We start from the raw sequence: 26,213 nt of genomic DNA, 5'->3' as shown, positions 1-26,213 counted from the left end.
TTTCTTCGCCGCCGTGACGGGGACGCTGAATGGGTAAATCACACCGTATTCCTCGGCTTTGGGCGCGTCAATGCGCAGCAGCCCTTATCGGGGGCGCCACAGCCCCCGCCGCCACGCCCGCCCCGCGCACCTCGATGCGGATCTCGTCCAGCACCTGCCCGCGCGCGTCGGTGATCTGCACCACATGCCGCCCCGGCCAGGGCAGCCAGGCCACACGCGGGCCCCGGCCCAGCGGCTTGCCGTCCATGCGCCAGAGCAGCCCGTCGCCCGTGGCCGTGAACTGCAGGCGCTGGCGCGCGGGGGGGATGTCCGGGTCCAGCGCAATGATGGTGCCGGGCGCGGGTGCCGTGATGCGGGCGGGGGCGGAAGGCGCGTCCACCACCTGGGCGGGCGATTTTTTGGGGCTTTTTTGGCCTTCTGCGCGCGATGGATATGCCTTTTCAGCTATTGAATCAATAGCAAACAAGGCTTGCTGCGTGCCTTGCAGAAACCATTCGCTGCGCGCGGCCTCCAGCGGCGCGCGGGGCTCGGGCGCACCGCCCGGCATGCCACCGGCCACGGGCCCCGGGCCAAACCGCACCCCGGCCTGGAGCAGGCCCGCCGGGGCCTTGGGCGCACGGCTGGGCTCGCGGGCGTGCAAGAAGCCCATCACCGCCGCCCAGATGGGCGCCGCGCCGCTGGTGCCGCTCACGTCGTGCATGGCCGCACCACTGGCGTTGCCCACCCATACGCCCACGGTGTAGCGCTCCGACCAGCCCACGGCCCAGTTGTCGCGCATGTCCTTGCTGGTGCCGGTTTTCACCGCCGTCCAGAAGCGCGTGGCCAGCACGCTGTCGGTGCCGAAGGTGCGCGCACGCGCATTGCCGTCCGAGAGGATGTCGCCCACGATGAAGGCCGCTCGCGGGTCCAGGGCCGCAGTGAAAGCGGGAGCCCGCCCCGGTCCAAGCGCAGCCAGCGCCACCGGGCTGAGCCGCCCGCCGTTGGCCAGCGTGCGGAACGCATTGGTCAGGTGCAGCAGCGGCACCTCGGGGCTGCCCAGCGCCAGGCTGTAGCCAAAATAGTCGCCACTTTCGCGCAGCGGCAGACCCATGGCGCCCAGCTGGCGGTGGAACGCGTCGGGCGTGACCATGACCAGCGTGCGCACCGCCGGCACGTTGAGCGAGGCCGCCAGCGCTGTGCGCACCGACACCCAGCCCTTGAACTGCCGGTCGTAGTTCTGCGGGATGTAGAGCCCGCCCGCCGTGGCGATGTGCGCGGGCGAGTCGTCTACCAGCGACGCGGCCGTGAGGCGCCGCTGTTCAATAGCCTGCCCGTACAGAAAAGGCTTGAGCGTGGAGCCCGGCTGGCGCAGCGCCAGCACGCCGTCCACCTCGCTCGCCTGGCTGAGCTGGCCCGATGAGCCCACCCAGGCCAGCACCGCACCCGTGGCGTTGTCGAGCACCAGCACCGCACCGTCTTCCACATTGCGCCCGCGCAGCTCGCGCAGGTGCTGCTGCAGGGTCTGCATGGCAAAACGCTGCAGGGGCGCGCGCAGCGTGCTCTGCACACGCTCGGGCACCGCAGCGTCCTTGCCAAAACGCTGGCGCAGCAGGTGGCGCGCAAAGTGCGGGGCCACGCCTTCGCTCGCGTCAAATGCGCGGCGCTGCAGCGCGGCGGTGGTGAACAGGTCGAGCGCGTCACAGTCGATGCGGGCGCCCCGCTGCATATCGCGCAGCACGCCGCAAGCGCGCTGCGCCACCAGCGCAGGCCGCGCATTGGGCGCGCGCACCAGGGCGGCGGCCACCGCCGCTTCGCGGTCGTCCAGGCCATGCGCAGCCTTGCCAAACAGCGTGCGGCTCAACGCATCGATGCCCACCAGCTCGCTGCGAAACGGCACAAGGTTGAGGTAGGCCTCCAGGATCTGGTCCTTGCGCCAGCGCCGGTCCAGCACCTGGGCGGCCACCGTCTGCCCCAACTTTTGCACCACGGTGCGCCCGCCCGGGCCTTGGCGCCAGTCACCATCCAGGAGCCCGGCCAGCTGCATGGTGATGGTGCTGGCACCGCGCGTGCGCTGGTTCCACAGGTTGCCCCAGGCCGCAGCCGATGCGGCGCGCCAATCCACGCCGCTGTGTTCAAAAAAACGCTTGTCCTCGCTCAGCACCAGCGCCTGGCGCAGCGCGGGCGAGATGTCAGCCAGCGGCACCCACTGGCCACGCCGCACCGTGGGGTCGGTGCGCAGGCGCTGCAGCACCTCGCCTTCGCGCGAGAGCAGCACGGTGTCGGAAGGCTTGAAATCAGCACGTACCTCATCAAAAGTGGGGATTGCGCGCGCTGGACTTGCCGTGATAGCTACAAAAAATATAGCTACCAACAGTTGCACACCCAGGGCATGCCGCAGCCGCGAGCACATGCAGCGCACAGCACGCACCGACTCAGCGGCCATCGCGGCCTCTGCGAATTCGCGCCCAGGCCACAGCCCCAGCGGCGCCCAGCAGCGGCGCGAGCACCAGCCAGGCCATGATCTCGGCCGCGTGGGACTGGCGGGGCAGATCCAGCACCCGTGCCCAGGCCACCACCACCCCGGCTGCGCAGCCCAGCACTGCCAACCAGCGCGCCCCGCGCAGCAGGGGCACCCACCACGCCAGCAGCAAGCACACCGACACTACAGCAACCTGGGCGTAGGCCATGGCCAGCACCTCCTGCCCATGGGCGTGGGCGGCCAGCGGGGCACCCGCCAGCACCGCGCACCACGCGGGGCGCAAGAAGAGGGATGGCCGCCGTTCAATCATCGGGATGCTCCCGGTCAAACCGGGTTTCGGCCTCGCTCAGATGGCGCAGCAGCACATGCGACATAAGGTTGACGCCGATGCCGCCAAACACCACGGGCAGCACGTACAGCGCGATGGACAGCTCGGAGATGAACACCGCGTCGTCCGCCAGCGACGGCGTGGTCTTGGCCAGGGACGCGAGCGACTGCAGCAGGTACACATCCACCCCCGCAATCAGCACCAGCGCCACGCCAAAACCCAGCACCGCCATGCGCGAGATGGAGCGAGTGGCCAGCAGCAGCGCGTAGATGCCCGCTGGCAGCACCAGCGAAAACACCACCAGCAGCCAGAACCGCAGCTCGACAAAAACACTGAGGCTCATGGCGGGCTGCAACTAGGCAGGCTCACAACGGAAGAAGGCATGGCGCTGCGGCCTACCGGGCCGCCTCCACTTTCACCCGAGCATTGGGGAACTCGCCAAACATCTCGGGCGCGTACATCGCCTCGACCCTGCTCGGGGGCAGTGCAAAGTCACCCACGTTGTTCAGGCGCACGGTGTATTCCATCTTGACCGTGCCCTTGGGCAGGTACTCGTAGTAGCTGCGGAAGGACTCGAAGCTGCGCTCCTCGAACGCGGGCCAGCCGGGGCCGGTGCGCGCCTTTTCGCCCTGCGTGGCGATGGCGGAATCGCGGCCCAGGCCGCTGCCCAGGATGGTGGCACCGCCCGGGATCGGGTCGGTGATGGCCACCCAGGTCATGTCGGCGCTGGCGTTCACCTCCAGCGTCACGCGCAGCACGTCGCCGCGTGTGTACTGGCCTGCGGGCAGCGACTTGTTGGCCTGCTCCACCGGGGTCACGGTCTTGCTGATCGTGTACCCGGCCGCAAACGGCGCCTTGAGCTGCACGGCCGCCACCGACTGCAGCGTGAGCCACGGCTTGCCGGGACCCTGGTGGGTGACGGCGAGCTGCTCCTTGCCACCGGTCTTGCCCGCTGCGGTGGCCCAAGGCAGGAACATGCCGTTGTTCTTCAGGTTGCCCGGCGATGCGGGCGCACCAAACCAGGTGCCCTGGTAGGGCGCACCGGTCAGGTCGCTGGTCTTCACGCGCTCGACCTTGCTCCAGTCCACAGCGGCGGTGTTGCCCCCCATGCTGGCCTTGGTGGTGCCCGACACCGGCACGGCCTCGAACTTGGCGCTGAACTTCTCCAGCGCCAGCCCGCCCCACAGGTTGGCCGTGGTGGTGTGCCAGGCGCCCGCCTGCTGGCGGCTGATGAAGCCGTTGGCCAGGCGGCCCATGTCGTCCTTCCAGGCCGGGTCGTCCATCACGGCCAGCATCAGGCGCGCGGTGTTCACATCACCGTTTTGCATCAGCCACCACCAGTAGTCGTCCTGCTCGGTGCTGAAGATGAGCTTGGTGCCCTGGAACGACAGGCGTGCACGCAGGATCTGCTGGGCCTCGGCCAGGCGCTGGTCGCGCTGCGGCACATCGGCCACGCGCTTGAGGACATTCACCCAGTCGATCACCGCATGCGTGGGCCACTGGTTGGGCGCGATGGTGATGCTGCTCACCATGCGGCCCTGGGCCTTGCCGTAGCGCGACAGCGCCTCGATAGCGGCGAGTTTGCGCATGTCCAGGTCCTTGCGCGGGCTCCAGAAGCTGCGCTCGATGCGGCCTTCGATGAAGGCGATCAGGCCGCGCTCCATCGGTGCGCGCACGTCGTCCGGCAGCGCAAACGCGGGGTTAATGGCGGCGGCCTCGTGCGTGGCGGCCAGCACGTAGGCCGTGAGCGTGTCGCTGCCCCGGTTGCTGTCGCCGTCGCGCGGCGGGAAGTAGTTGGCCAGGCCCTCGCTGTCCAGGTAGGTGGGCAGCTGCGCCACCACGGTCTGCCACAGCGCGCCGTCGCGCAGGCCCACGGCCTTGCTGGTCTTTTGCTCCAGGCAGGCGAACGGGTAGCGGGCCCACCAGTCACGCACGCCGGGCAGGCCTTCGGCCAGCTTGGGCTGCAGCGACATCTTCAGGCCGCCGCGCCCAGGCAGCGCATCGGCGGGCGGGTTCACATCCAGGTTGAAGCTGCCATCGACCTGCACCAGCGTGGCCTGCTGCACCGTGAGCGGCACGGCCGGGATCAGCTTCTGGCTGGCCTTGAGCGCGTCGCGCGCGCCGCTCACGGTGTCCTTGGCTTCGATCTCCCACAGGATGGCCTGGGCGCGGGTCTGCGCGAGCTGCGCGGGTGCGGTCACCGTCCACGCCACCTCGCGCGATTCACCGGCGGGGATGTCCACCGTCTGAGGCTTCAGGTCCAGCAGGGTGGCGCGTGGGGCCACCTCGACCTTCATCGCGGCCTTGGTGGTGTTGCGCAGCGTGAGCTGGGCGCGGAACTGGTCGTCCTCGCGCACCAGGGGCGGCAGGCCGCTGATGATCTGCAAATCCTGCGTGGCGCGGATGCTGGTGCTGCCGGTGCCGAACAGTCCGGTGGACGCATCGGCCACGGCCACGATCTTGAAGGTGGTGAGTGCATCGTTGAGCGGCACCGTCACCTTGGCCTGGCCGTTGGCGTCGAGCTGGATGGCGGGCTGCCACAGCAGCAGCGTGTCGAGCAGCTCGCGCGTCTGCGCCTTGCCGCCGCCACCGCCTGCGGGCACGGCCTTCTTGCCGTAGTGGCGGCGGCCGATGATTTCCATCTGCGCGGTCGATGTCTCCACGCCCCAGCTGCGGCGCTGGAGCATGGCTTCGAGCAGGTTCCAGCTGTTGTTGGGCATCAGCTCCAGCAAGGCCTGGTCCACGGCGGCCACGGCCACCTCAGCGTTCGCGGCAGGCTTGCCGCCCGGCAGGGTCGCGGTGATGGTGACCTGCGCCTTGCCGCGCACGGCATAGCTTTCCTTGTCGGCCTGCACCTTCACATCGATCTGGTGGGCCTGCGTGCCCACACGGATCTCGGCCAGGCCCAGGCGGTAGGCGGGCTTGGAGAGGTCCACCAGCGCAGTGGGCGCCTGGTACTCACGGCCTTCGTACCAGAAGGATGTCCACCATTCGCGCGGCGACTTGAAACCCCAGGTGAAGAAGCTGTACCACGGCACTTCGCGCAGGCGGCCGCGCAGGGCCAGCACGCTCACATACACGTTCGGGCCCCACTCGGGCTGGATCTTGAGGCTCACCGTGGGGTCTTGCCCATTGAGCTGCACCACCTGCGTGTCGATGATGCCTTCGCGCTCCACCGCCACCAGCGCCGTGGCGTAGCGGAACGGCATGCGCACCTGGAATTTGGCGGTCTCGCCCGGCTGGTAACTCTTCTTCTCGGGCAGCAGGTCGATGCGGTCGTGGTCTTCGCCACCAAACCACAGCTCGCCCTGGCGTGTAACCCACACCGACGACGCGGCCACGCTGGTGTTGCCGTCCTTGTCGGTAGCTGTCACCACCAGTTCCACCTCGCCCGGTTCGTCGAGCTTGGATTCGCACAGCAGCAGGCCACGCGCGTCGGCCTTGCCACTGCACAGCGTGCCCAGGTCCTTGGTTTCGGTCTGGTTGTCGTAGCTGTAGAAGCCCCCCACCATGCGCTTGCGGGTGGTGGTGGTGATGCGCGCAATGGCCTGCACCTGCAGCGCGGTGTCGGGTGCGGGTTTGCCCGCGTGCTGCAGCGCCAGCGCCTGGAAGCGGATCTTCTGGCGGGCCGACACCCAGCCCTCGGTCTTGATGCCTGCCACCACGCCCGCAGGCCACAGGGCCTGCACGCTGCGGAGGGTCTGCACCTCACCGTTGGGATCGGCGTAGGTGGCTTCCATCACCAGTTCCTGCGGCTGGCGCGCCTGGGGCACGTTGTCGATGGTGAGCTTGCCCGCGCCGTCCTTGTTGAGCGTGAGCGGCAGCTTGTCGGCAATCACACGCGCGTCCTGGCTGGCAGTGGCTTCTTCATCGTCGCTGCTGGCATTGGACGCATCGCGCTTGCGTGGCGGGTAAAAGCTGAACGCCTCGTAGTCGCTGTACTGCAGGGTCTTGCCGCGCACCATGGCCGACACACGCACCGGCAGGTGGGCTGCGCCGCCACCGGCCACGTAGTTGATCTGCACATCGGTGGGCACCGAGCGGACTCGTACCAGCGCCTTCTTGTCGGCGGGCGCAATGCGGCCCTCCAGCACCGGCAGGCGGAACTCCTCGACCCGGAACTCGCCCGAGCCGAAGCTGCGTTCATTGTCCGCATCGTTGCGCAACTCCACCTGGTACACACCCAGCTTGGCGGCGGGCGGAATGGCAAAACTGCTCTGGGCACTGAGGCCACCGGTGGCGGTGCCGCGCCAGGCCAGCGGCTGGGTGAACTGCTGGCCGCTGCCCAGGTGGGTGATGACCAGGGTTTCAGGCCGCGCATCGGGCAGACCAAAGCCCTTGCGGGTTTCGGTGCGCAGCAGGTGCTTCATCGACACGGTTTCGCCCGCACGGAACAGGGTACGGTCGAAGATGGTGTGGGCCCGCTCGGTGGGGCGCGGACCGGTGTGGGTGGGCACGTTGAAGCGCCAGGGTTCGATGCCACGCTGCCAGTCGCTCCAGGTGAAGGCCATGTCCTCCACCCCGTCGGCCCCCTTGGAGCGCGCGCTCACAAAGTAGGCCTGGGTCCAGTCGTCACCACTGCAGGTGGGCGCCTGGGACGACAGCCCGTCGATCCGGGCAACGCCCTGGGCGTCGGTGGTGGCGCTGCCCACCTCGTTGCCCCGGCAGTCGGACACGCGCACCTGGGCGCCCTGCACGGGCTGGCCCTTGTCCAGCGTGGTCACCCAGGCCATGGCGTTCTCGCGGCCCAGCTTGAAGTGCACGCCCAGGTTGGTCACCAGCGCCGAGGTGCGCACATACATCGTGCGGCCCTCACCATGGCGGTCGTCCAGCAGCGAGGCGCCGAGCTTTTGCGACGCGATCTCCACCACATGGAAACCGGGCGGCAGCGGGATGCCCACCACCTCGAACGGGCGCGGGTCGTTGTTCGCGGGTTTGGGCAGGTCCAGCGTCTTCACGCCCCCCTTGCCTGCCAGCAGCGACACCATGCGGCTTTGCACATGGCTGCGGTCGTCGTCCAGCACCTTGGGCAGTGGGCCGGTCACGTCCTGGCGCGCCTGCTTGCGGTCCACCAGGTAGTTGTCATAGCGCTTGACCTTGCGGAACCAGGCAATGATCTCGGCGTCGGTGCCGGGCTGGAGCGTGCTCACCTTGCCCGCAGGGGCGGCCGCACCAGGGGTGCCCGGCTGCAGGCCCTGCACGCGCAGGGCGGCTTCCACATTGCGCAAGGTCACCGGCAGCAATGCGGGGGGCTTGTCTGACGCGGGGCCTTCGGCAAAACGCTCGACGATGCCAAACGGCGCCGCCGCAAACTTGGCCAGGGGCGGCATGCCGCCGGTGGACACCTTGAGCGGGAAACTCTCGGCATTGCGCAACGGGCGGCCCGAGGCGTCCTTGAAGTCCTTGGGCAGCTCCAGCGTGAAGGCCGTGTTTTCGGCCAGGGGCGCGGCAAACTGCACGCTGTTGACCAGCGCATCGCCCTTCTGGCTTTCGATGCCGCCATCGGTCTGGGGCTTGAGGGTTTCCTTGGCCGACTTGAGGCGGATGGCCGTGGCCAGGCTGCGCGGCACTGGCGTGTTGAAGGACAGCTGCAACGGGCGGATGGGCAGGCAGGCGGCCTGGGCGTTTTCGCGTTCGCAGCTGAACTCGGCCGAAAACGGCTCGCGCACCTTGAAGTCGAAGCGCTTTTCCACCGTGTTGGCCACACCGCTGGGCGTGGCCACGCCCTTGCCAAACACGATCTGCATGCGCGAACCCGAGGTGAAGCGCCGGTTGCAGGCCAGCGTGGCGTACTGCAAAGGCTCCTTGGCCGCGCTTTTTTCCAGCCCCAGCGTTTTCAGGATTTCGGCGCGCTGCGCACCCTCGATCAGGCGCACCGGCACGCGCTCGCCCACGCCTTCCATCGTGCACCAGACATTGGCCTGGACGCTGGCCGTAGTGGCAGGCCCATTGAGCTGCAGCACAAAGAACTGCTCTTCGTCGATCTGTTCGTAGGTATTGGGGCGGATGACCTGCACAAACGGCCCACCGCTATTGAATTGATAGCTTTTGACGCCCGCCAGATCAGCGCCCAGGGCCGATTTGAACCCTGGTTTGACGGTGGCGGTGCAGCGCACGCCGGGCGGCAGGTCGCGCTCGAAGTCGAACACCCATTCGCGCTCACCCGTCCAGCGGCCCGTGCCTTTGGCCGCGCTGGCGTCGCTGCAGCTCAGGGTCAGTGGCGCCGGAGCCTTGGGATCGCCAAAGTTGACGGCAGCGGCATCAAACTTGGCCACCACCTGGCGCACCTGCGCCACTTCGCCCTGCGGCGAAAAGCTGCTGATCTGCAGGGCCTGCGCCCCCCAGGCCACCAGCGACAGGCTGGCCGCCAGCATCCATTGTTTTTTGTTCATTTTTCCCCTCCGAAGGAACCAGGGCGGACGTCCCCAGTGGCCCCGCGCGGGGAAGGGGAATTGCACGACCTGCGAGCGTAACAAAACGGCACCGCCGCCAGCGCAGCGTTGCAAGCGCTTACGTATGCCGACGGCCAGGCTGCCATCGGGCCTTTTCCCCCATGGACAGGCCCGCCCAAAGTGCGCACACTGGCAAAAAACCTGTTCCAAGCTGCTGCGTTGCGCGGCCCTCGCCCAGCCCAGCGCGGCCCACGCCAATCCACTGTAAGGAGATGCCATGAACCGCGTGCATTACGACAGCCACCAACTGGACGAGCTGGTGCTGCAGATGATGGAGACCGAACAGGTGGGTGAGCGGGTGTACCGTGCCGCCCTCGCCTGCGCCCACCTCCCGGCCCTGAAGAAGGAATGGCAAGGCTACATGCGGGACAGCCAGGCGCACCAGGGCGTGGTGCGCCGCATGTGCGACGCGCTGGGACTGGACCCGGATGCCCCCACCGCCGCGCGGGCCGTGACGCGGCAGCTGGGCGACACATGGGTGCAGGCCATCGAGACGGCCCAGCGCACTTGCGACCCGGACACCGCCCAGCTGGTGGCCTGCGAATGTGTGCTGCACACCGAAACCAGCAACCATGCCCAATGGGAGTTGTTGGGCCGGGTGGCCCGGGTGGCGGTGGGCGACGTGGGCCAGACGCTGAAGGCTGCCCACAAGGCCGTGGAGAAAAACGAAGAACACCACCTGCACCACATCCAGGGCTGGCACCGCGAACTGGCCATCCAGGCACTGGGCCTGCCCGCCGTGCTGCCACCGCCCGAGGCGGGCAAAAAAATGGGGCATGGCCTGGGTGGCACGCCCCGGGCAGAGCCGCAAGCGGCCCTGCACTGAAAACAAACCGAGGAGGGGAAAAACCTGCAGGCCTGCAGGCCCGCAGGCCCCCTGCCCCGCGTGGGTCAGCCCGGCTGCGCTGCGGCGCCCCCCGAGGAATCAGCCAGCGTGGCCAGCCCCTTGCCGCCGTGTTTGCTGGCGTAGAGCGCGCGATCGGCGCGGTCCATCAGCGCAGGCAGCGCCTCCACCGCCGGGCCCTGGAACAGAGCCACCCCGATGCTGGCGCCAATCAGCACATGCTGGCCGTTGTCGAGCCCGATGGGCGCCACCAGTGCTGCCAGCACCTTGTGGGCCATCTCCATGGCCGCATCGGGTGAATCCACCGCGTTGAGCACCAGGGCAAACTCATCCCCACCCAGCCGGGCCGCCGTGTCGTTGGCACGCGCCAGACCCGACAGGCGCTGCGCGACACGGACCAGCACCTGGTCGCCACTGCCATGGCCCTGGCTGTCGTTCACGGCCTTGAAGCCGTCCAGATCCACCAGCAACAGCGCACCGGCACGGTGGTCGCGGTAGGCCGCCAACGCCGCCTGCGAGAGGCGGTCTTCAAACAGGCGCCGGTTGGGCAGCCCCGTGAGGCGGTCGTGGCTGGCCAGGGCCAGCACCTGCTGGTGGGCCCGCACCAGCCGCGCACTGAGCAGGCCCAGCACCAGCGCAAATGCATAGGCCAGCATCACCACCAGCGTGGGCGCACGGCCCGCTGCCGCCCAGCCGCCGCTGGGCACCGCCCCCAGGATCCAGCTGCCGCCCCCGGGCAGCGGCACATCGAGCGTGGCAGGCGCCTCGTCAAACAACTGGGGGCGGCCAATGAACACCGCGCCCTGCGCCCCCATGGCGTCCAGGCCTCGCGCCGCCACCTGGAAACCCATCTGCTCCGTGTTGAGCCCCACATCGGCAAACAAGGTGTCGGCATTGACCGTGAGCGACACAATGCCCCAGTACTGTGGCCCACCCACGGGCGGCCGCTCGGGCGGGTGGGCCAGAAACACCGGCGTGCGGCTGATGATGCCCAGCCCGCCCTGCACCAGGGGGATGGGGCCCGCCACCACCGTGCGGCGGGACTGGATGGCCCGCTCCACCGCCCCGCGCTGCTGGGGGTTGTCGAGGTAACGCAGACCAATGGCTCGCTCGTTGCCCACGCGCGGATACACATCGGCGATCACGTTGTCGGGCGCCAGCGCCAGGTTGCGGATGTTGCGCTGGTGCTCCAGCAGGCGACCGACCACGGTGGCAAAAATCTCGGGCGCCATGCTGCCCTGCGCGGCGATGAAGGCCGCCACCGTTTCGGGCACCGACAGGGTACTTTGCAGTTGCCGGTCCAGCCGGTCACGGATCTGCAGCAAATGGCTTTGCGCCTGGGCCGCGATCTCGGCCCGCGCCTTGGTGTGCGAGATGTCGATGACCACCCAGGCCAGCAGCGCAGCCAGCGCGCCGCTGCATGCCCCCACCACCAGGGGCAGGTACCGATGCTGGATCCAGTTGGAAGGAAGGCGGCTGGTGGGCATGGGGGAAGAAGGAGTGCAAAAAAACGGCCCCTTGCGCACCGAGACTACGCCCGGAGCGCGGAAGCCGGGCACAGCATAAGCGAACACGGCTTGCGCGGGGCTTGCCGCCCCGCCTGCTTACTGCGCCACGAAGCCGCTGGTCTTGATAATGCGCGCCCAGGCCTCGGTGTAGGCCTTCTCGCGCGCAGCCAGTTGCTGGGGCGACATATGGCCCACCGTGAGGCCCATGGCCGTAAGGTGGTCGCGCACATCGGGCTGGGCCACCACCTTGGCCAGTGCGCTGGAGAAGTCGGTAATGAACTTCTGCGGCGTGCCGGTGGGGGCGTAGATGCCGTAGTACGGCAGGTCTTCAAAGCCCTTGAGGCCCATCTCGTCGAACGTGGGCACGTCGGGCATGGCAGCCTGGCGCCTGGTGCCCAGCACGCCCACCACACGCACCTTGCCGGCCTTGTGGTTCTCCATGAAGTCCTGCACCGAGGCCACGCCCGCACCAATCTGGTTGCCCAGCATGTCAGCCATCATGGGTGCACTGCCCCGGTAGGGCGCCGAGACCAGGTCCAGCTGGTACTTCTGCCCGATCAGCTTGACCAGGAACTCGGGCGTGGACGCCGGGGCGGGAATGCCCACCGCGCCCTTGCCACCACCCGACGCCTTAAGCCAGCCCACGTATTCGGTGAACGACTTGGCGGGGGTACCGCCCGAGACGGCAAACGCATTCACAAAGGTGGCAAAACCGCCCACGGCCACAAAGTCGCGCGCGGGGTCGAAGCCAGGGTTTTTCACCACCTGGGGCAGGATGGAGATGGTGTGGTCGTGCGTGAGGAACAGCGTGGTGCCATCGGGCGCCGAGGCCTTGAGCGCCTGCGCGGCGATCTGGCCGCCCGCGCCGGGTCGGTTCTCGACCACCACAGGCTGGCCCAGCTCGTCCTTGAGTTTTTCGGCCAGCGTGCGCGCAATGGCGTCGGTGCCGCCACCGGGCGGGAAACCCACCAGCAGGCGAATGGGCTTGGCCGACTGGGCCGATGCCAGGCCCACGGCCAGCGCAGCGCCCACAAAGGCTCCAGTGCGCACCAGGCGGGACAGCAGATTGCGGCGGGAAGTCTTTGTCATGGCGGAACTCGTTGATTTGAATGGGGTGTTTGCGGGGCGCGACCGTACAACAAGCACGGTTCAGGCCAGCGGCAGCCGCGCAAGGGCCGCCCCGCCGCGCTGGCTGCGTCCCCCTTCCCGAATTGCACAGCAATTCGAGAGAAGGGGGATAGCGCGCAGCGCCTCAGGGGGTTGACTCATTTTTCCAGGCGTGCGCGGTGGCGTGCCAGCTGGGCGCGCACCTGCGCAGGCGCGGTGCCGCCCAGCGTGTTGCGCGCGTTGAGCGAACCACGCAGGCTCAGGCACTCGTACACGTCTTTCTCGATGGCCGGGTGGAAGCCCTGCAGCACGGCCAGGGGCAGCTCTGACAGGTCGCAGGCGTGCGTGGTGGCCGCCTTCACCGCGTGTGCCACCGTTTCGTGGGCGTCGCGGAAGGGCAAGCCCTTTTTCACCAGGTAGTCGGCCAGGTCAGTGGCGGTGGCGTAGCCCTTGAGCGCCGCCTGCTCCATGGCCTGTGCATTGACGGTGATGCCGCCTTCCTTTTTGCCCGTGGCAGGGTTCAGCTGGCCGCCCACCATCTCGGCAAAGATGCGCAGCGTGTCCTTGAGCGTGTCCACCGTGTCGAACAGCGGCTCCTTGTCTTCCTGGTTGTCCTTGTTGTAGGCCAGGGGCTGGCCCTTCATCAGCGTGATCAGGCCCATCAGGTGGCCGACCACGCGGCCGGTCTTGCCGCGCGCCAGTTCGGGCACGTCGGGGTTCTTCTTCTGCGGCATGATCGACGAGCCCGTGGTGAAGCGGTCCGCAATCTTGATGAAGCCGAAGTTCTGACTCATCCAGATGATGAGTTCTTCGGACAGGCGGCTCACGTGCACCATGCACAGGCTGGCCGCGGCGGTGAATTCGATGGCGAAGTCGCGGTCGCTCACGGCGTCCAGGCTGTTCTGGCACACGCCCTCCATGCCCAGGGTTTTTGCGACGCGCTCGCGGTCTAGCGGGTAGGTGGTGCCGGCCAAGGCCGCGCTGCCCAGCGGCAGCACATTGGTGCGGCGGCGCACGTCGGCCATGCGCTCGGCGTCGCGCTTGAACATCTCTACATAGGCCAGCATGTGGTGACCAAAGCTCACCGGCTGGGCCACCTGCAGGTGGGTGAAGCCGGGCAGGATCACGTCCACGTTCTGTTCGGCCACATCCACCAGCGAGACCTGCAGCTCTTTCAGCAGGTCGCCAATCAGATCAATCTCGCCGCGCAGCCACAGGCGCACGTCGGTGGCCACCTGGTCGTTGCGGCTGCGGCCGGTGTGCAGGCGCTTACCCGCATCGCCCACCAGCTGCGTCAGGCGCGCCTCGATGTTCAGATGCACGTCTTCCAGGTCCAGCTTCCATTCAAAGGCACCGGATTCGATCTCTTGCGTGATCTGCGCCATGCCGCGCTGAATGGAGGCGTGGTCTTCGGCGCTGATCACCCCCTGGGCCGCCAGCATCTCGGCATGCGCCAGACTGCCCGCAATATCGGCCTGCCACAGGCGCTTGTCGAAGAACACGCTGGAGGTGTAGCGCTTGACCAAGTCGCTCATAGGCTCGGAAAACAGCGCCGACCAGGCCTGGGCCTTGGTGTCGAGCTGGTTGTGGGACGGCGCAGAGTCAGCGCTGGTGGCTTGGGCTTTGGACATAAGGAGGGCAATAATCCGGAAGTTCAGACACCCGGACTACCCGGGCGCCGCAATGCAAAACACGCAAATTTTATCGACCCAGCCCCCGCTGCCGGATTCTGCCCCTCCGGAACGGTCCGCGCGCAGCGTGCGGGCCGCTGCGGGCGCCGGGCCAGGCGGGCAGCCGCCGCGCGGTCGGGCCCTGGTGTTTGATGCCTGCCAGGTCGGTGTGGTGCTGCGTGCTGTGCTGTTTGTGGAAGCGGTGGTGGGCGTAGGGGCCATGTATGGCGCCAGCAGCCCGCTGCAGTGGCTGGCCAGTCTGGCGCTGCTCACAGGCGGCGCCCTGCCCGCCACGCTGGTGTGGCTGATCACGGCCTGCAGCCTCAAGACCGTGCTGCAGCGCCTGTCCACTGCGCAGCAATATGCGGCAGGTGTGCTGCTGGGGGCGCTGGCTGGCGCTTACGGGTGCGGCATGCTGGCGCTGGTGGGCATGGCTGCGTCGCCCCCCTGGCTGGCCAGCGCCGCCACGGGCGCCCTGCTGGCCGCCATGCTGGTGGCCGCGCTGGTGCTGCGCGCACGGGGCCGCACCCCGGCCGCCACCACAGCGCGCCTGACCGAGCTGCAGTCGCGCATCCGTCCGCACTTTCTGTTCAACACCCTCAACAGCGCCATCGCCCTGGTGCGCGAAGAACCGGCCAAGGCCGAGTCGCTGCTGGAAGACCTCTCCGACCTGTTCCGCGTGGCCCTGGTGGAGCAAGGCGAATCGGTCACGCTGGCCGAAGAGATCACGCTCGCGCGCCGCTACCTGGCCATTGAAGAGGTGCGCTTTGGCAAGCGCCTGCAGGTGCAGTGGAACCTGGACCCACGCACCGACGCCGCCCGCCTGCCCCCGCTGCTGCTGCAGCCGCTGGTCGAAAACGCCGTCAAACACGGAGTGGAGCCCAGTGCGCGCGGCGGCAAGCTGCGGGTGCTGACCGAGCTGCGCGGCAGCCGCGTGGTGGTGCGCATCACCAACACCCTGCCCCCCAAGGATGGCCGCCATGACGCGCCGGACGACGCCGGTGCGGGCAGCAGCAAGGGGCATGGCATTGCGCTGGCCAATGTGCGCGCGCGGCTGGCACTGCTGCACGACGTGCAGGGCGAATTCACGGCGGGCGTGCAGGACGGCCTCTACCAGGTGCGCATCTCGCTGCCCGCGCCCGAGCCCAAAAAGAACCCCGGCCCACCCTCCCGCGCACGGCACCCCGTGCGCCGGGGGGCGCCACCGCTGCGCCGGGGCGCGGTGCCCGCACCTGACGAGCATGCGCCCCTGGACGACCACCCATCCTTTGACCGCCCATGAACATCCTCATCGTTGACGACGAAGCCCTGGCCCGCAGCCGCCTGCGCACCTTGCTGTCCGACTGCGCGGACACCCAGCGCATCACCGTGGCCGAGGCCGCCAACGCGGGCGAGGCGCTGGCGCAGCTTGGCCCCACGGGCGGGCGGGCGTTTGACTTGGTGCTGCTGGACATCCACATGCCGGGGCAGGACGGCCTGTCGCTGGCGCACGCGCTGCAAACCCTGCCCCAGCCCCCGGCGGTGGTGTTTGTGACGGCCCATGCCGACCACGCGGTGAGCGCGTTCGAACTGGACGCCGTGGACTACCTCACCAAGCCCGTGCGCCGTGAGCGCCTGCAGCAGGCGCTGGCCAAGGTGCAGCGCAATGCCCGCGCCCCGGTACCAGTGGCTGCGCCCAGCGTGCCCGAAGGCGAAACCCTGCTGATCCAGGACCGGGGCCGCACCGAGCGCCTGCCCCTGGCCGAGGTGCTGTACTTCAAGGCCGAACAAAAGTACGTGACGGTGCGCACCCCCACCCGCAGCTACATCATGGACGGCTCGCTCAGCGAGATCGAAGCCAAGTTCGCCCCCCGTTTCATGCGCATCCACCGCAACGCCCTGGTGGCCCGCCGCGCCGTGCGGGCGCTGGAGAAACACTACGACCCCGAGGAGGGCGAGGGCTGGGCCGTGCGCCTGCAAGGCTCCACCGAACTGCTGGCAGTGTCGCGCAGGCAGGTGGCGGCGGTGCGGGAAGAGCTGGCGCGCTGAACCAGCGCTGCTGGGCCTACACCGCACTTTTCTGCTGCGGCATGGGCAGCGCTCACGGAGCGCGCCCTCTGCACCACCCATGGCCTGCGCGCCTCGCCCAGAAGCCCTTGCGCAAATGGAGCACCACCGGCACGCTGCAGGCGCTGATTGGGGCACCAATTCAACACAAAGTGTGAATAACGACTTCACAGTCAGCAGATTGTTTCCGCAATACCTGAGCCAGATACTCCGGCGAACCTCTTCACCGTTCCAAGGAGCACCATGCGCAACCCCCTCCCCCGGCCCATTGCCCTCGCCGCAGGCGCCACCACAACTGCCGCCGTGCCGCAACGAGCGGCCTTCTTGCGGCACTGCGTCTTGGCGCTGGTGGCGGCCGTCGCGGCCGTGGGTTCCTTCGGCGCACATGCACAAGCTTTTCCTACCAAGCCCGTCACCTTGGTGATCCCGTTTGCGGCCGGTGGCCCGACGGACCTGTTGGGGCGCGCATTGGCGCAGTCCATGGGCGCAAGCCTGGGACAGACGGTGATCGTGGAAAACCGCGCAGGCGCAGGCGGAACGGTGGCATCTGCCTCGGTGGCGCGCGCTGCCAAGGACGGCTACACGCTGCTGTTGCACCACATCGGCATGTCCACTGCGCCCAGCCTCTACCGCAAACTGTCTTTCGACCCGCTGAAGGATTTCGAATACCTTGGCCAGGTGGCCGATGTGCCCATGACGGTCATCGGACGCCCCGACCTGCCCGCCAAAACCCCGCAGGAGTTGATCAGCTACCTCAAACGGGAAGGAAAGGCCGTCAACCTTTCACATGCAGGGCTGGGTGCTGCGTCGCAGTTGTGCGGCATGCTGTTGCAGCAGGCGGTGGGCGTCGAGAGCACGACCGTGCCTTTCCAGGGGACCGCGCCTGCGTTGACCGCCCTGATCGGCGGGCAGGTGGACCTCATGTGCGACCAGTCGATGCAGACGGTTCAGCACATCAAGTCGGGCAAGGTCAAGCTCTACGGCGTCACCACCCGCGAACGGCTCAAGCCCCTGCCGGATGCGCCGACGCTGCGCGAGGCCGGACTGAAAGACTTCGAGGTGGTGGTCTGGCACGGCCTCTATGCCCCCAAGGCCACACCCGCCCCGGTGCTGGCAACCCTCAACACGGCGCTGAAAGCCGCGTTGAAAGACCCTGCGCTCATCAAGCGGCTGGATGACGTGGGGGTGGTGGTCGTCAAACCAGAACTGCAAACGCCAGAGGGCCTGCGCACTCAGCTGTCTTCCGAGGTGGACCGCTGGGGCGCATTGATCCGGCAGGCAGGGACTTACGCTGACTGACCTGCATCACTCCCCCTGGCCCCAAGCACAAGAGCGTGCCAGCCACTGCGAACCTATTTGAAATGCAGCATCTCCCATCCACCAACCCCGGGCAGGCCGCCGCGAACCGCCGGTCCGCAGCTCCGCTGCAGCGCCATAGCGCCTGGTCATGGGCTTGCGCAGCCCTGGTGGGTCTGGTGGCCTGTGGCCAGCCCACCGTGTCTGACCGCATTGGCGAGCAGGCCCGCAACAGCGGCATGGTGGACATGGCCCGGGCGGCCGAATTTGCGTGGACGCAGGTGCGTATCTACACCCCCTACAGTGCCTGGCACGCTGTCTGCAAAGACCTGGGTGAATTGGCACCTGACTGCCTGCAAGAATCCCCCGCCAGCGTAGCGGAAGGCGAGTTTCTCCTCGTGTTCATCAACGAGGGGAAAGGGGCACGGTACGAATCACACCGCCGCAGCAATGGCCATTTTCTGCACCACACCGGCGTTCTGGCCTTGCAGCGCCACGCGGCCGTGCTGGATGTGGTGCCGTACAGATCGGCGCGTCAGGGCAGCGCCTTCTACCTCAAACCCAGGCGCCCCGCCCCACGCTAACGGGGGCTGCGCATTGCGCAGTGGCGATTCACCGTCAATGCGCATGCGCCGCCCCGCTCACCAGCGTGACGATCACCATGCCTGCGATCAGCCAGGCGATCTGCGCGATGGTCTCGCGTGCCGTGAGGCGCTTTTGCAGCTGGGGAATCAGGTCGGCCAGCGCAACATACACAAAACTGCTCGACGCCACAGCCAGGAAATACGGCAAGAAGTCCTGCAGCTGCCCCACCAGGAAGTAGCCCACCACCCCGCCCAGCGCCGTCACCGCGCCCGCCAGCGACACCTTGACCAAGGCCATGCGGCGGTTGGGGCTGGTCTGGCGCAGCACCACCAGGTCGCCCATGTGGTGCGGCACCTCGTGCGCCAGCACCGACACAGCAGCGATCACCCCCAGGCGGATGTCGGCCAGGAACGCCGAGGCGATGAGGATGCCGTCGCCAAAACAATGCACGCTGTCGCCGGTCAACACGGCCCAGCCGCCCGAGCGCGGGCCATGGTGGTGGTGCGCATGGCTATGGCCATGGTCATGGCCGTGGTGGGCATCGTCGGAATGCCCATGGCCGTGGGCATGGTCCTGCGCGGCAGGCGCAGAGTGGCTGTGCTCATGCCCGTGGTGCCACAGCTCGGCCTTGTCGAGCAAAAAGAAGAACACCACGCCCACCAGCAAGGTGGCAAACAGGTCGTGCGCGCCCGCCTGACTCTCGAACGCCTCGGGCAGCAGGTGCATGAAGGCCGTGGCCAGCAGGGCCCCCGCCGCCAGGCTGAGCAGGTGTTGCGGGCCCACACCATCGGCCCGACCGCCCAGGCCCAGCCGCATGAGCAGTGCGGCCAGCCACACGCTGCCAATGCCTGCGGCCAGCGTGGCCAGAATGATTGCTATCAAAGTCATAGCTTATTGCGCTTTATAGACAGGCGCCAGGGCCTATTTTCTTTCAAAAAACCATACCCGAAATCGCGATAAAAAAGCCGCCCCCGTTGGGGGGGCGGCTGCAGTCGGCCCACCGGCACAGGGCCGGATCCGGTCGCACAGGAGGGTCAGACCACGCCCTGCGCCTTGAACCAGGCCAGCGCGCGCTTCCAGCCATCCTCGGCCGCTTCCTTGCGATAGCTCGCGCGGTAGTCGGCATGGAAGGCATGGGGCGCGTCGGGGTACACCACAAATTCCGATGCCTTGGCCTGCGGCGAGCCACCGGCCAGGGCAGCTTTCATCTTATCAACCGTGTCAAGGGGGATGCCGGTGTCTTTTTCACCATACAGGCCCAGCACGGGCGCCTTGAGGATGGGGGCGATGTCCACAGGGTGCTTGGGCGTGAGTTCGCTCGCCTGGCCCACCAGGCGCCCGTACCAGGCCACACCAGCCCTGACGGGGCCATGCGCGGCATACAGCCAGGTGATGCGGCCGCCCCAGCAAAAACCGGTGATGCCCACCCGCGCAGCGTCGCCACCGTTGGCGGCGGCCCACTGCACGGCGCCGTCCAGGTCGGCCATCACCTGGGCGTCGGGCACCTTGGAAACCACCTCGGCCATGAGCTTGGCGATCTCGGTGTACTGCGAGGGGTCGCCCTGGCGCGCGTACAGCTGGGGCGCAATGGCCAGGTAGCCCGCCTTGGCGAACCGGCGGCAGGTGTCGGCAATGTATTCGTGCACACCAAAAATTTCCTGGATCACCAGCACCACCGGCAGGCCTGTCTTGCCCGCTGGTGCCGCGCGGTAGGCGGGCACCTTGAAGCCATTGACCGTGAAGCTCACCTCGCCCGCCGTCAGCCCATCGGCCGGTGTGGCAATGGCCGTCTGGGCCATGATGGGTGCGGCAGCAGCCGCGTAGCCCAGGCCCAGCGCCGCCTGCAGAGCGGTGCGGCGGGTGGCGCCCGCATCGGTGGTGCGGCCCGGCAGCAGGGCATGGGCGTCGGTGTGGAGGTCGTCATTGAGCATGGGGTTCTCCGAAAAAGGGGGGCCAAGAAAGGGACGAGCCCCGCAGTCTAGGGCTTGTTGCGGGGTTTTGCAGGCCGCCTGGCGGCAGCCCCCGGGGCGTGCCTGCGGGCTGCACCAACCGCCCCGCTGGGGTTTACCGCAGGGCGGCATTTTCGGGTATCGAAATTGGGGCAGCACTGCTAGACTTTCTTCGAACCGCCCGGCACCTGCCGCGTGCGCCCCCACCAACCCACCCCGTGCCCCCCCAGGTAGCCCAGCCCCTCAGCCCCTCGCCGCGACTGCCCACCGCATGCACCGCACCACGCCACCCACCCTGCCGCGCGGACACCTGCTGGCGTTGCTGGTGGCGGGGGTTTGTGGTGCTGGCGGCCTGGCCCTGCTGACCTGGGCACTGGCCAGCCGGTCCATGGACCTCGCAACCCGCATTGCATCCACGGCCGCCGGGGCCGGGCTGGTGGCCAGCGCATTGCTGTCATGGTGGCTGGTGCGGCAGGTGTTGGCACTGCGCGACACGGCCAGCGAGGCCCAGGCAGCCGCCCGGCGCGCCAGTACCCAGCTGTCGGCCACGCTCGACATCCTGCCGGACGGACTGGCCATCTACGACGCTGACGACCGCCTGGTGCTGTGCAACGCCCAGTACCGCGAGGTGAACACGGGCACCTCGATGGCCGTCGAATACGGCACGCTGTTCGAGGATGTGCTGCGCCGCGCCGCACGCTCGGGCCACATTGTGGACGCGCGGCCCGACGTGGACACCTGGCTTGCCCACCGCATGGCCCGCCATCGCGCCCCCGAGCTGCCTGAAGTGCAGGAGGTCGAGGGCGACCGCTGGATGCGGATCACCGAACGCCTCACCGAAGGAGGCGGCGTGGTGGTGCTGCGCGCCGACATCACCGATGTTGTGCACAAGGAGCGCGCCCTCAAGCAGGCGCTGCACGATGCCGAGCGCGCCGAACGCAGCCTGCGCGAGGCCGTCAATGCCATGCCCGCCGGGCTCGAAATCTACGACGAGAACGACCGCCTGGTGCTGTGCAACGACCAGATGGCACGCCTGCGCCCGCACCTGCCGGTGGCGGAGTCGCTGGGCAAGACCTACGAAGAGCTGCTGCGCGCGGGACTGCGCCATGGCATCCCCCAGGAGGCCAGCGGCCAGGAAGAGCTGTGGCTGGCGCACGAAATGGCGCTTCGTGGCCACCGGCCCGGCCCGGAGGTGCGCCACTACCCGAATGGAGCCTGGATGCACATGCACGAAAGCCGCACGCCCTCGGGCATGACGGTGGTGGTGCGTCTGGACATCAGCGACCTGATCGAGCAGCGCCACAAGGTCGATGCCGCCCGGCAAGAGAACCAGCGCATCCGGCAGCTGCTGGAGCGTGCGGTCGAGGCACTGCCCGTGAGCATCGAGATCTTTGACGAGCAGGACCGCCTGGTGCTTTTCAACCAGCAGCTCTCACGCATGTACCCGCACATGAACTACGCAGAGCATCTTGGCAAGAGCTTTGCCGACATCCTGCGCTACTCGGTGGAGCGGGGCCTGATCCCCTCGGCCCAGGGCCGCGAGGAAGCCTGGATCGCCGAGCGCCTGTCCGAGCACGGCAGCCGCACGTCCACCCTGGTGCAGCGCCTGGCCGACGGGCGCTGGATCAACATCTACGAAACCCGCACCCCCGAGAACTACGTGGTGGCGGTGCGCCTGGACATCACCGACCTCATTGAGCAGCGCCAGGCCCTGGAGAGCGCCCAGGAGGCCGCACAGCAGGCGCGCCAGCTGCTGCAGGACGCGGTGGAATCCCTGCCCGAAGGGTTCGCGCTGTTCGATGCCGACGACAGACTGGTGGTGTGCAACACACAGTACCGCAGGCTCTACCCCATCTCGGCGCCGGTGATCGTTCCGGGCAGCACGTTCGAGCAGATTGCTCGTTATGGCGCCGAGCGGGGCCAGTACCTGGACGCCGTGGGCAACGAAGAGAAATGGGTCGCCCAGCGCGTGGCTGACCACCGCGCGGCCAACCAGGCCGTGCTGCAGCGCCTGCCCGAGGGCCGCTGGCTGCAGGCCGATGAACGGCGCACGCCCCAGGGCGGCATTGCCGGTGTGCGCACCGACGTGACCCAGCTGGTGCGCAAGGAGCAGGAACTGGCCGCTGCCAACGCCAAGCTCGCCCTGCTGTCCACCACCGACGGCGTGACCGGCATCAGCAACCGGCGCCGCTTTGACGAACGGCTGGCCGCCGAGTGGATGCGCTGCGGCCGCCACCACCTGCCGCTGGCCGTGGTGCTGATCGACATCGACCATTTCAAGCTCTACAACGACCACTATGGCCACCTGGCGGGCGATGAATGCCTGCGCCGCGTGGCCCAGCTGCTGCAGGGCAACATCCGCCGCGCAGACGAAATTGCCGCCCGCTATGGCGGCGAAGAATTTGTGCTGCTGCTACCCGACGCCACCGTGGCCGACGCGGTGACGGCTGCCCAGCGCTGCATGGACAGCCTGCGCGAAGCCGCCCTGCAGCATCCCCGCTCGCCCACGGCGCCCATCGTCACGCTCAGCGCGGGCGTGGCCAGCATGGTGCCGCGCCCCGGAGCCCAGCCAGACAGCCTGGTGCAGGCCGCCGACGCAGCCCTGTACCACGCCAAACATGGCGGCCGCAACCGGCTGGAGGTGTTCGACGAGGCGGGCTGACACTGGGGGCCCAGTGCGCGAGACACGCCGCCTGCAGTGACTCTCAAGGCTCCCAGCCTGGAACTTTTCAGGCCTGGGCCATGCCCTCGGTGGGCATATCGCAGTAGGCATGCCGGGCCAGTGCCGAGGCCAGCACCACCGAGGGGTTCACCAGCGAGATCCCTTCCAGCCGGGGGTGCTCCGACAGCGCCAGCGGAATCTCGGTACAGCCCATGATCAGCGTGGACACGCTGTAGCGCTCCTGCAGCGCAATCGATACGGCTTCAAAGCGCTGGCGCGCCAGCGGGTAGTTGCCCGCTTTCACACCCTCGTAGATGCCCTGCATCAGCTGCTCGCGTTCATGGTCGTCGGGCACAGAGCAGGCAATGTGCGCCCGCTCCAGCTCACGCTGGTAAAGGCCTGCGTCGTAGGCGCCGCGCGTGGCCAGCAGCCCCACGCCCTGCACCTCGCGCGCCGACAGCTCGGCCACCACCTCCTGCACGCCGTGCAAGACCACCATCTGCGGAAACCGCTGCTGCAGGATGCCGTGCCACGCGTGGGCTGTGTTGCAGGCAATCGCCACCACCCGCGCCCCCAGCGCAGCCAGCCGCCCGGTGGCCTGCAGCATCGGGTCTGCGGGCTGGTGCGCGCCGGGGCGCGTGTCGTTCAGCGCGGCCGTGCGGTCCGGGATGGGCACCTGCGCCAGCCAGTGCTCGGGGTAGGCCTGATCACGCACCGGAATGCCCAGCACCTCCATGCGTGTTGTGCAGGCCTGCACGAACAGGCGCACAAAATCCGCCCCGGCAGCCGGGCCCATCCCGCCCAGAATGCCCACCACCTGCGGTGTGTGTGGGGGGCTTGCAGACACCAAAGACATGCGCGCTCCGGCTTACTGGGCGGGCTTGTCGCTCTGCGCCACCAGGTTCTCGCGCAGTTCCTTGCTCATGGCCAGGTTCAGGTTCTGGTTGCGCGGTGGCAAGGGCGACATGAACCACTTGGTATAGAGCTTGTCGAATTCGCCGGACTTCATCATCCCGCCGATCACGCCGTTGACCAGCGCCTGGAACTGCGGGTCGTCCTTGCGCAGCATGCAGGCGTAAGGCTCCACCTGCAACGAATCACCCACCACCGTCCAATCGGCCGGGTTGCGCTGGTTGCCCATCAGGCCAAACAGCAGGATGTCGTCCATCGCAAACGCCTCGGCCCGGCCACTGTCCACCAGCAGCACGGCATCGTCATGGTCCTTGCCCAGCACGATGTCCAGGTCCAGGTTGTTGTCGCGGCTGTACTTGCGGATCACCTGGGCATTGGTGGTGCCCGATGTGCTGGCCACCTTCTTCCTGGCCAGGTCGGCGTAGTTCTTGACACCCGAGGTCTTCTTGGTCAGCAGCCGGGTGCCGGTGTAGAAGTGGTTGATGGCGAACTGCACATCCTTGGCCCGTGCCGTGTTGTTGGTGGTGGAGCCACACTCCAGATCGATGGTGCCGTTGGTCAGCAGCGGAATGCGGTTCTGCGAGGTCACCGCCTGCAGCTCCACCTTGATGGCCGGGTTGTTCAGGCGCTTCTTCACCGCATCCACCACCGCGTTGGAAATATCCACCGAGAACCCCACGGGCACGCCCGGGCCCGCCAGGTAGCTGAAGGGCACCGACGACTCGCGGTAGGCCAGCGTGATCTTGCCCGTATCGGCAATCTTCTTGAGGGTGTCGGCACTGGCCACGGTGCAGGCCAGCAGGCCGACCGCCACCAGGGCAGCAGAAGTGACGGCGGAGAGCTTCATGGGGATCCCTTTGCAAAAAAGCAGGTAAACGGGTGAATGAAAAAGCAGAACGCAGGGGCACTGTAAAAACTCGCGGCGCCGTTGAACAATTCATTCGCGGGGGTGCGTCATGATGAAAAGTTATGGCCCTTTTGCGGTGCACAACACTGCACCAAATTGCTTCAGCGCGCACCATTTGCGCCATGCCTGCATGCAAGGGGCAGGCCTGGGGTGACTGGGGCTGAAGCACATAACTTACCGGCATAGGCAGGCACGGCATTGGCATTGTTCAAAGCGCAGCCCTCGCCCTACATTGGCCTGCCATCAGTCAACCATCCATTCCCCACAAGATGCAGGTATGTGTATTGGGCGCAGGCATCGTCGGCCTGGCCACGGCGTATGAACTCCAGCAGCGCGGCCTGCAAGTCACCGTCATCGACCAGGCCCAGCCGGGCACCGGCGCCAGCGGTGGCAACGGCGCCCAGCTCAGCTACAGCTACGTGCAGCCCCTGGCCGATGCCAGCATCTGGCGCCAGCTGCCCCGCCTGTTGCTGTCGCCCAGCTCCCCGCTCAAGCTGCGCCCGCAATGGGACACCCACCAATGGCACTGGGGCCTTGCGTTTCTGCGCGCCTGCAACCGACACACGTCCGAGCGCAGCACCGAGCGCCTGCTGGCCCTGGCCGCGCTGAGCCGCCACCGGCTTGAAGCCATGCTGCAGTCCGAATCCATCGACTGCGACTTCTCCCGCACCGGGAAGCTGGTGCTGTACGACACGCAAGCAGGCCTGGCATCCGCCCAGCGGCAGATGGAGCTGCAGCGGTCCTGGGGCAGCCAGCAGCAGGCCGTGTCGGCGGCGCGCTGTGCCGAGATCGAACCCGCCCTGCAGCACTACCAGCACCGGATCGCGGGCGCCATCTACACCCCCAGCGAATGCGCAGCCGATTGCCTCAAGCTGTGCCAGGGCCTGCAGGCCGTGCTCGCCGCACGCGGCGTGCGCTTTCTGCTGGGCACCCAGGTACAGGGCTTTGTGCGCCAGGGCCGGCGCATCGCCGCCGTGCGGACCAGCGCCGGTGCGGTTGAGGCCCAGCAGTTTGTGCTGGCCCTGGGCAGCCACAGCCACCCGGTGGCCCGCACGCTGGGGCTTCGCCTGCCGGTCTATCCACTCAAGGGCTACAGCATCACGCTCGACACCACCGAAGCGTCCGCAACCGTGCCCCGCGTCAACGTGACCGACGCCGCCCGCAAGGTGGTCTTTGCACGCATCGGCCACCGGCTGCGTGTGGCTGGCATGGCCGAGCTGGTGGGGCACGATGCCCGCATCCCCCCCGCACGCATTGAAAGCCTGTGCCAGGCCACGCGCGCTTTGTTCCCGGGCTGCAGCCAGTTTGAAGAACTGCGCCCCTGGACCGGCATGCGCCCCGCCACGCCCACTGGCCTGCCTGTGGTGGGCCCACACGCCAGCGGCCCCGCCAACCTGCTGCTCAATACGGGCCATGGCTCGCTGGGCTTCACGCTGGCGTTTGGCACGGCCGCGCAGGTCGCGGAGCTGCTGGCTCCCGCCTGAGCCAC

At 67.9% G+C, this 26,213-nt stretch carries 18 protein-coding genes; 7 read left to right on the top strand and 11 right to left on the bottom strand.

Translation table 11 applies throughout. From position 1 onward, the window contains the following. Nucleotides 1-67: 67 nt before the first annotated feature. The 4 genes from pbpC to ACTPOI_RS25010 are packed head-to-tail and all read right to left on the bottom strand — an operon-like array spanning nt 68 to nt 9,178. On the bottom strand, nt 68-2,389 hold the full coding sequence (gene pbpC / locus ACTPOI_RS25025) for a penicillin-binding protein 1C (protein ID WP_440114159.1): 2,322 nt from the start codon (nt 2,387-2,389) through the stop codon (nt 68-70). Between the two features lie 22 nt (nt 2,390-2,411). Next, the gene (locus ACTPOI_RS25020) at nt 2,412-2,768 is read right to left on the bottom strand and encodes a hypothetical protein (protein ID WP_440114156.1); all 357 of its coding nucleotides are present in this window, start codon (nt 2,766-2,768) and stop codon (nt 2,412-2,414) included. Further along, nucleotides 2,761-3,129: a hypothetical protein gene (locus ACTPOI_RS25015; protein WP_063461250.1), complete on the bottom strand. Its 369-nt coding sequence runs from the start codon at nt 3,127-3,129 to the stop codon at nt 2,761-2,763. Before ACTPOI_RS25015 ends, ACTPOI_RS25020 begins: the two co-directional genes overlap by 8 nt. A gap of 52 nt (nt 3,130-3,181) precedes the next feature. Next, a complete protein-coding gene (locus tag ACTPOI_RS25010; protein WP_440114153.1) occupies nt 3,182-9,178 on the bottom strand; it encodes an alpha-2-macroglobulin family protein in 5,997 nt (1,998 codons plus the stop codon). 277 nt (nt 9,179-9,455) lie between these two features. Between ACTPOI_RS25010 and ACTPOI_RS25005 the strand changes: the two genes are divergently transcribed. After that, nucleotides 9,456-10,064, top strand: coding sequence for a hypothetical protein (locus ACTPOI_RS25005; protein WP_440114150.1), 609 nt, complete (start codon nt 9,456-9,458; stop codon nt 10,062-10,064). A gap of 65 nt (nt 10,065-10,129) precedes the next feature. On the opposite strand, the gene ACTPOI_RS25000 is transcribed toward ACTPOI_RS25005, so the two are convergent. The 3 genes from ACTPOI_RS25000 to argH all read right to left on the bottom strand — a co-directional run bounded on the left by ACTPOI_RS25000 (nt 10,130) and on the right by argH (nt 14,328). After that, nucleotides 10,130-11,569: a diguanylate cyclase domain-containing protein gene (locus ACTPOI_RS25000; protein WP_440114147.1), complete on the bottom strand. Its 1,440-nt coding sequence runs from the start codon at nt 11,567-11,569 to the stop codon at nt 10,130-10,132. Between the two features lie 117 nt (nt 11,570-11,686). Then, a complete protein-coding gene (locus ACTPOI_RS24995) occupies nt 11,687-12,679 on the bottom strand; it encodes a Bug family tripartite tricarboxylate transporter substrate binding protein (RefSeq protein WP_440114144.1) in 993 nt (330 codons plus the stop codon). A gap of 176 nt (nt 12,680-12,855) precedes the next feature. After that, a complete protein-coding gene (argH, locus tag ACTPOI_RS24990; RefSeq protein WP_440114141.1) occupies nt 12,856-14,328 on the bottom strand; it encodes an argininosuccinate lyase in 1,473 nt (490 codons plus the stop codon). 52 nt (nt 14,329-14,380) lie between these two features. On the opposite strand from argH, the gene ACTPOI_RS24985 reads away from it, so the two are divergent. The 4 genes from ACTPOI_RS24985 to ACTPOI_RS24970 all read left to right on the top strand — a co-directional run bounded on the left by ACTPOI_RS24985 (nt 14,381) and on the right by ACTPOI_RS24970 (nt 18,293). Further along, entirely contained in the window at nt 14,381-15,649 is a 1,269-nt protein-coding gene (locus tag ACTPOI_RS24985; RefSeq protein WP_440114138.1) for a sensor histidine kinase, read from the top strand. After that, a complete protein-coding gene (locus ACTPOI_RS24980) occupies nt 15,646-16,395 on the top strand; it encodes a LytR/AlgR family response regulator transcription factor (protein ID WP_440114135.1) in 750 nt (249 codons plus the stop codon). The genes ACTPOI_RS24985 and ACTPOI_RS24980 overlap by 4 nt, the downstream gene beginning before the upstream one ends. Nucleotides 16,396-16,656: 261 nt before the next feature. Then, nucleotides 16,657-17,712 (top strand): tripartite tricarboxylate transporter substrate-binding protein, encoded by a 1,056-nt coding sequence (locus tag ACTPOI_RS24975; RefSeq protein ID WP_440114132.1) that lies wholly within the window; start codon nt 16,657-16,659, stop codon nt 17,710-17,712. A 62-nt stretch (nt 17,713-17,774) separates the two neighbouring features. Further along, nucleotides 17,775-18,293, top strand: a complete 519-nt coding sequence (locus ACTPOI_RS24970; RefSeq protein WP_440114129.1) for a hypothetical protein — start codon at nt 17,775-17,777, stop codon at nt 18,291-18,293. 34 nt (nt 18,294-18,327) lie between these two features. Here ACTPOI_RS24970 and ACTPOI_RS24965 read toward each other — a convergent pair whose 3' ends face one another. Beyond that, on the bottom strand, nt 18,328-19,182 hold the full coding sequence (locus tag ACTPOI_RS24965; protein ID WP_440114126.1) for a ZIP family metal transporter: 855 nt from the start codon (nt 19,180-19,182) through the stop codon (nt 18,328-18,330). Nucleotides 19,183-19,328: 146 nt separating this feature from the next. Next, entirely contained in the window at nt 19,329-20,225 is an 897-nt protein-coding gene (locus ACTPOI_RS24960) for a dienelactone hydrolase family protein (RefSeq protein WP_094285434.1), read from the bottom strand. Between the two features lie 289 nt (nt 20,226-20,514). Here ACTPOI_RS24960 and ACTPOI_RS24955 point away from each other — a divergent pair, with 289 nt between their 5' ends. Then, the gene (locus tag ACTPOI_RS24955; protein WP_440114122.1) at nt 20,515-22,905 is read left to right on the top strand and encodes a PAS-domain containing protein; all 2,391 of its coding nucleotides are present in this window, start codon (nt 20,515-20,517) and stop codon (nt 22,903-22,905) included. A 67-nt stretch (nt 22,906-22,972) separates the two neighbouring features. Here ACTPOI_RS24955 and ACTPOI_RS24950 read toward each other — a convergent pair whose 3' ends face one another. Both ACTPOI_RS24950 and ACTPOI_RS24945 read right to left on the bottom strand, forming a co-directional pair. Further along, on the bottom strand, nt 22,973-23,761 hold the full coding sequence (locus ACTPOI_RS24950; RefSeq protein WP_440114119.1) for an aspartate/glutamate racemase family protein: 789 nt from the start codon (nt 23,759-23,761) through the stop codon (nt 22,973-22,975). Nucleotides 23,762-23,773: 12 nt separating this feature from the next. Next, nucleotides 23,774-24,664, bottom strand: a complete 891-nt coding sequence (locus ACTPOI_RS24945; RefSeq protein ID WP_440114116.1) for an amino acid ABC transporter substrate-binding protein — start codon at nt 24,662-24,664, stop codon at nt 23,774-23,776. A gap of 329 nt (nt 24,665-24,993) precedes the next feature. On the opposite strand from ACTPOI_RS24945, the gene ACTPOI_RS24940 reads away from it, so the two are divergent. Then, nucleotides 24,994-26,208, top strand: coding sequence for a D-amino acid dehydrogenase (locus ACTPOI_RS24940; protein ID WP_440114113.1), 1,215 nt, complete (start codon nt 24,994-24,996; stop codon nt 26,206-26,208). Nucleotides 26,209-26,213 lie beyond the last annotated feature (5 nt).

It is taken from the genome of Acidovorax sp. BL-A-41-H1 (genome assembly GCF_051942715.1).
The sequence above is the reverse complement of the archived record's forward strand: the minus strand, read 5'-3'. Positions and strand labels throughout refer to the sequence as shown.

Coding starts and splice junctions, on each gene's coding strand:
- argH (WP_440114141.1), bottom strand. CDS start 14,328: ATGTCCAAAGCCCAAGCCACCAGCGCTGACTCTGCGCCGTCCCACAAC.
- ACTPOI_RS24945 (WP_440114116.1), bottom strand. CDS start 24,664: ATGAAGCTCTCCGCCGTCACTTCTGCTGCCCTGGTGGCGGTCGGCCTG.
- ACTPOI_RS24940 (WP_440114113.1), top strand. CDS start 24,994: ATGCAGGTATGTGTATTGGGCGCAGGCATCGTCGGCCTGGCCACGGCG.
- ACTPOI_RS24950 (WP_440114119.1), bottom strand. CDS start 23,761: ATGTCTTTGGTGTCTGCAAGCCCCCCACACACACCGCAGGTGGTGGGC.
- ACTPOI_RS24970 (WP_440114129.1), top strand. CDS start 17,775: ATGCAGCATCTCCCATCCACCAACCCCGGGCAGGCCGCCGCGAACCGC.
- ACTPOI_RS25005 (WP_440114150.1), top strand. CDS start 9,456: ATGAACCGCGTGCATTACGACAGCCACCAACTGGACGAGCTGGTGCTG.
- ACTPOI_RS24965 (WP_440114126.1), bottom strand. CDS start 19,182: ATGACTTTGATAGCAATCATTCTGGCCACGCTGGCCGCAGGCATTGGC.
- ACTPOI_RS24985 (WP_440114138.1), top strand. CDS start 14,381: ATGCAAAACACGCAAATTTTATCGACCCAGCCCCCGCTGCCGGATTCT.
- ACTPOI_RS24955 (WP_440114122.1), top strand. CDS start 20,515: ATGCACCGCACCACGCCACCCACCCTGCCGCGCGGACACCTGCTGGCG.
- ACTPOI_RS24975 (WP_440114132.1), top strand. CDS start 16,657: ATGCGCAACCCCCTCCCCCGGCCCATTGCCCTCGCCGCAGGCGCCACC.
- pbpC (WP_440114159.1), bottom strand. CDS start 2,389: ATGTGCTCGCGGCTGCGGCATGCCCTGGGTGTGCAACTGTTGGTAGCT.
- ACTPOI_RS25000 (WP_440114147.1), bottom strand. CDS start 11,569: ATGCCCACCAGCCGCCTTCCTTCCAACTGGATCCAGCATCGGTACCTG.
- ACTPOI_RS25015 (WP_063461250.1), bottom strand. CDS start 3,129: ATGAGCCTCAGTGTTTTTGTCGAGCTGCGGTTCTGGCTGCTGGTGGTG.
- ACTPOI_RS24960 (WP_094285434.1), bottom strand. CDS start 20,225: ATGCTCAATGACGACCTCCACACCGACGCCCATGCCCTGCTGCCGGGC.
- ACTPOI_RS25020 (WP_440114156.1), bottom strand. CDS start 2,768: ATGATTGAACGGCGGCCATCCCTCTTCTTGCGCCCCGCGTGGTGCGCG.
- ACTPOI_RS24980 (WP_440114135.1), top strand. CDS start 15,646: ATGAACATCCTCATCGTTGACGACGAAGCCCTGGCCCGCAGCCGCCTG.
- ACTPOI_RS25010 (WP_440114153.1), bottom strand. CDS start 9,178: ATGAACAAAAAACAATGGATGCTGGCGGCCAGCCTGTCGCTGGTGGCC.
- ACTPOI_RS24995 (WP_440114144.1), bottom strand. CDS start 12,679: ATGACAAAGACTTCCCGCCGCAATCTGCTGTCCCGCCTGGTGCGCACT.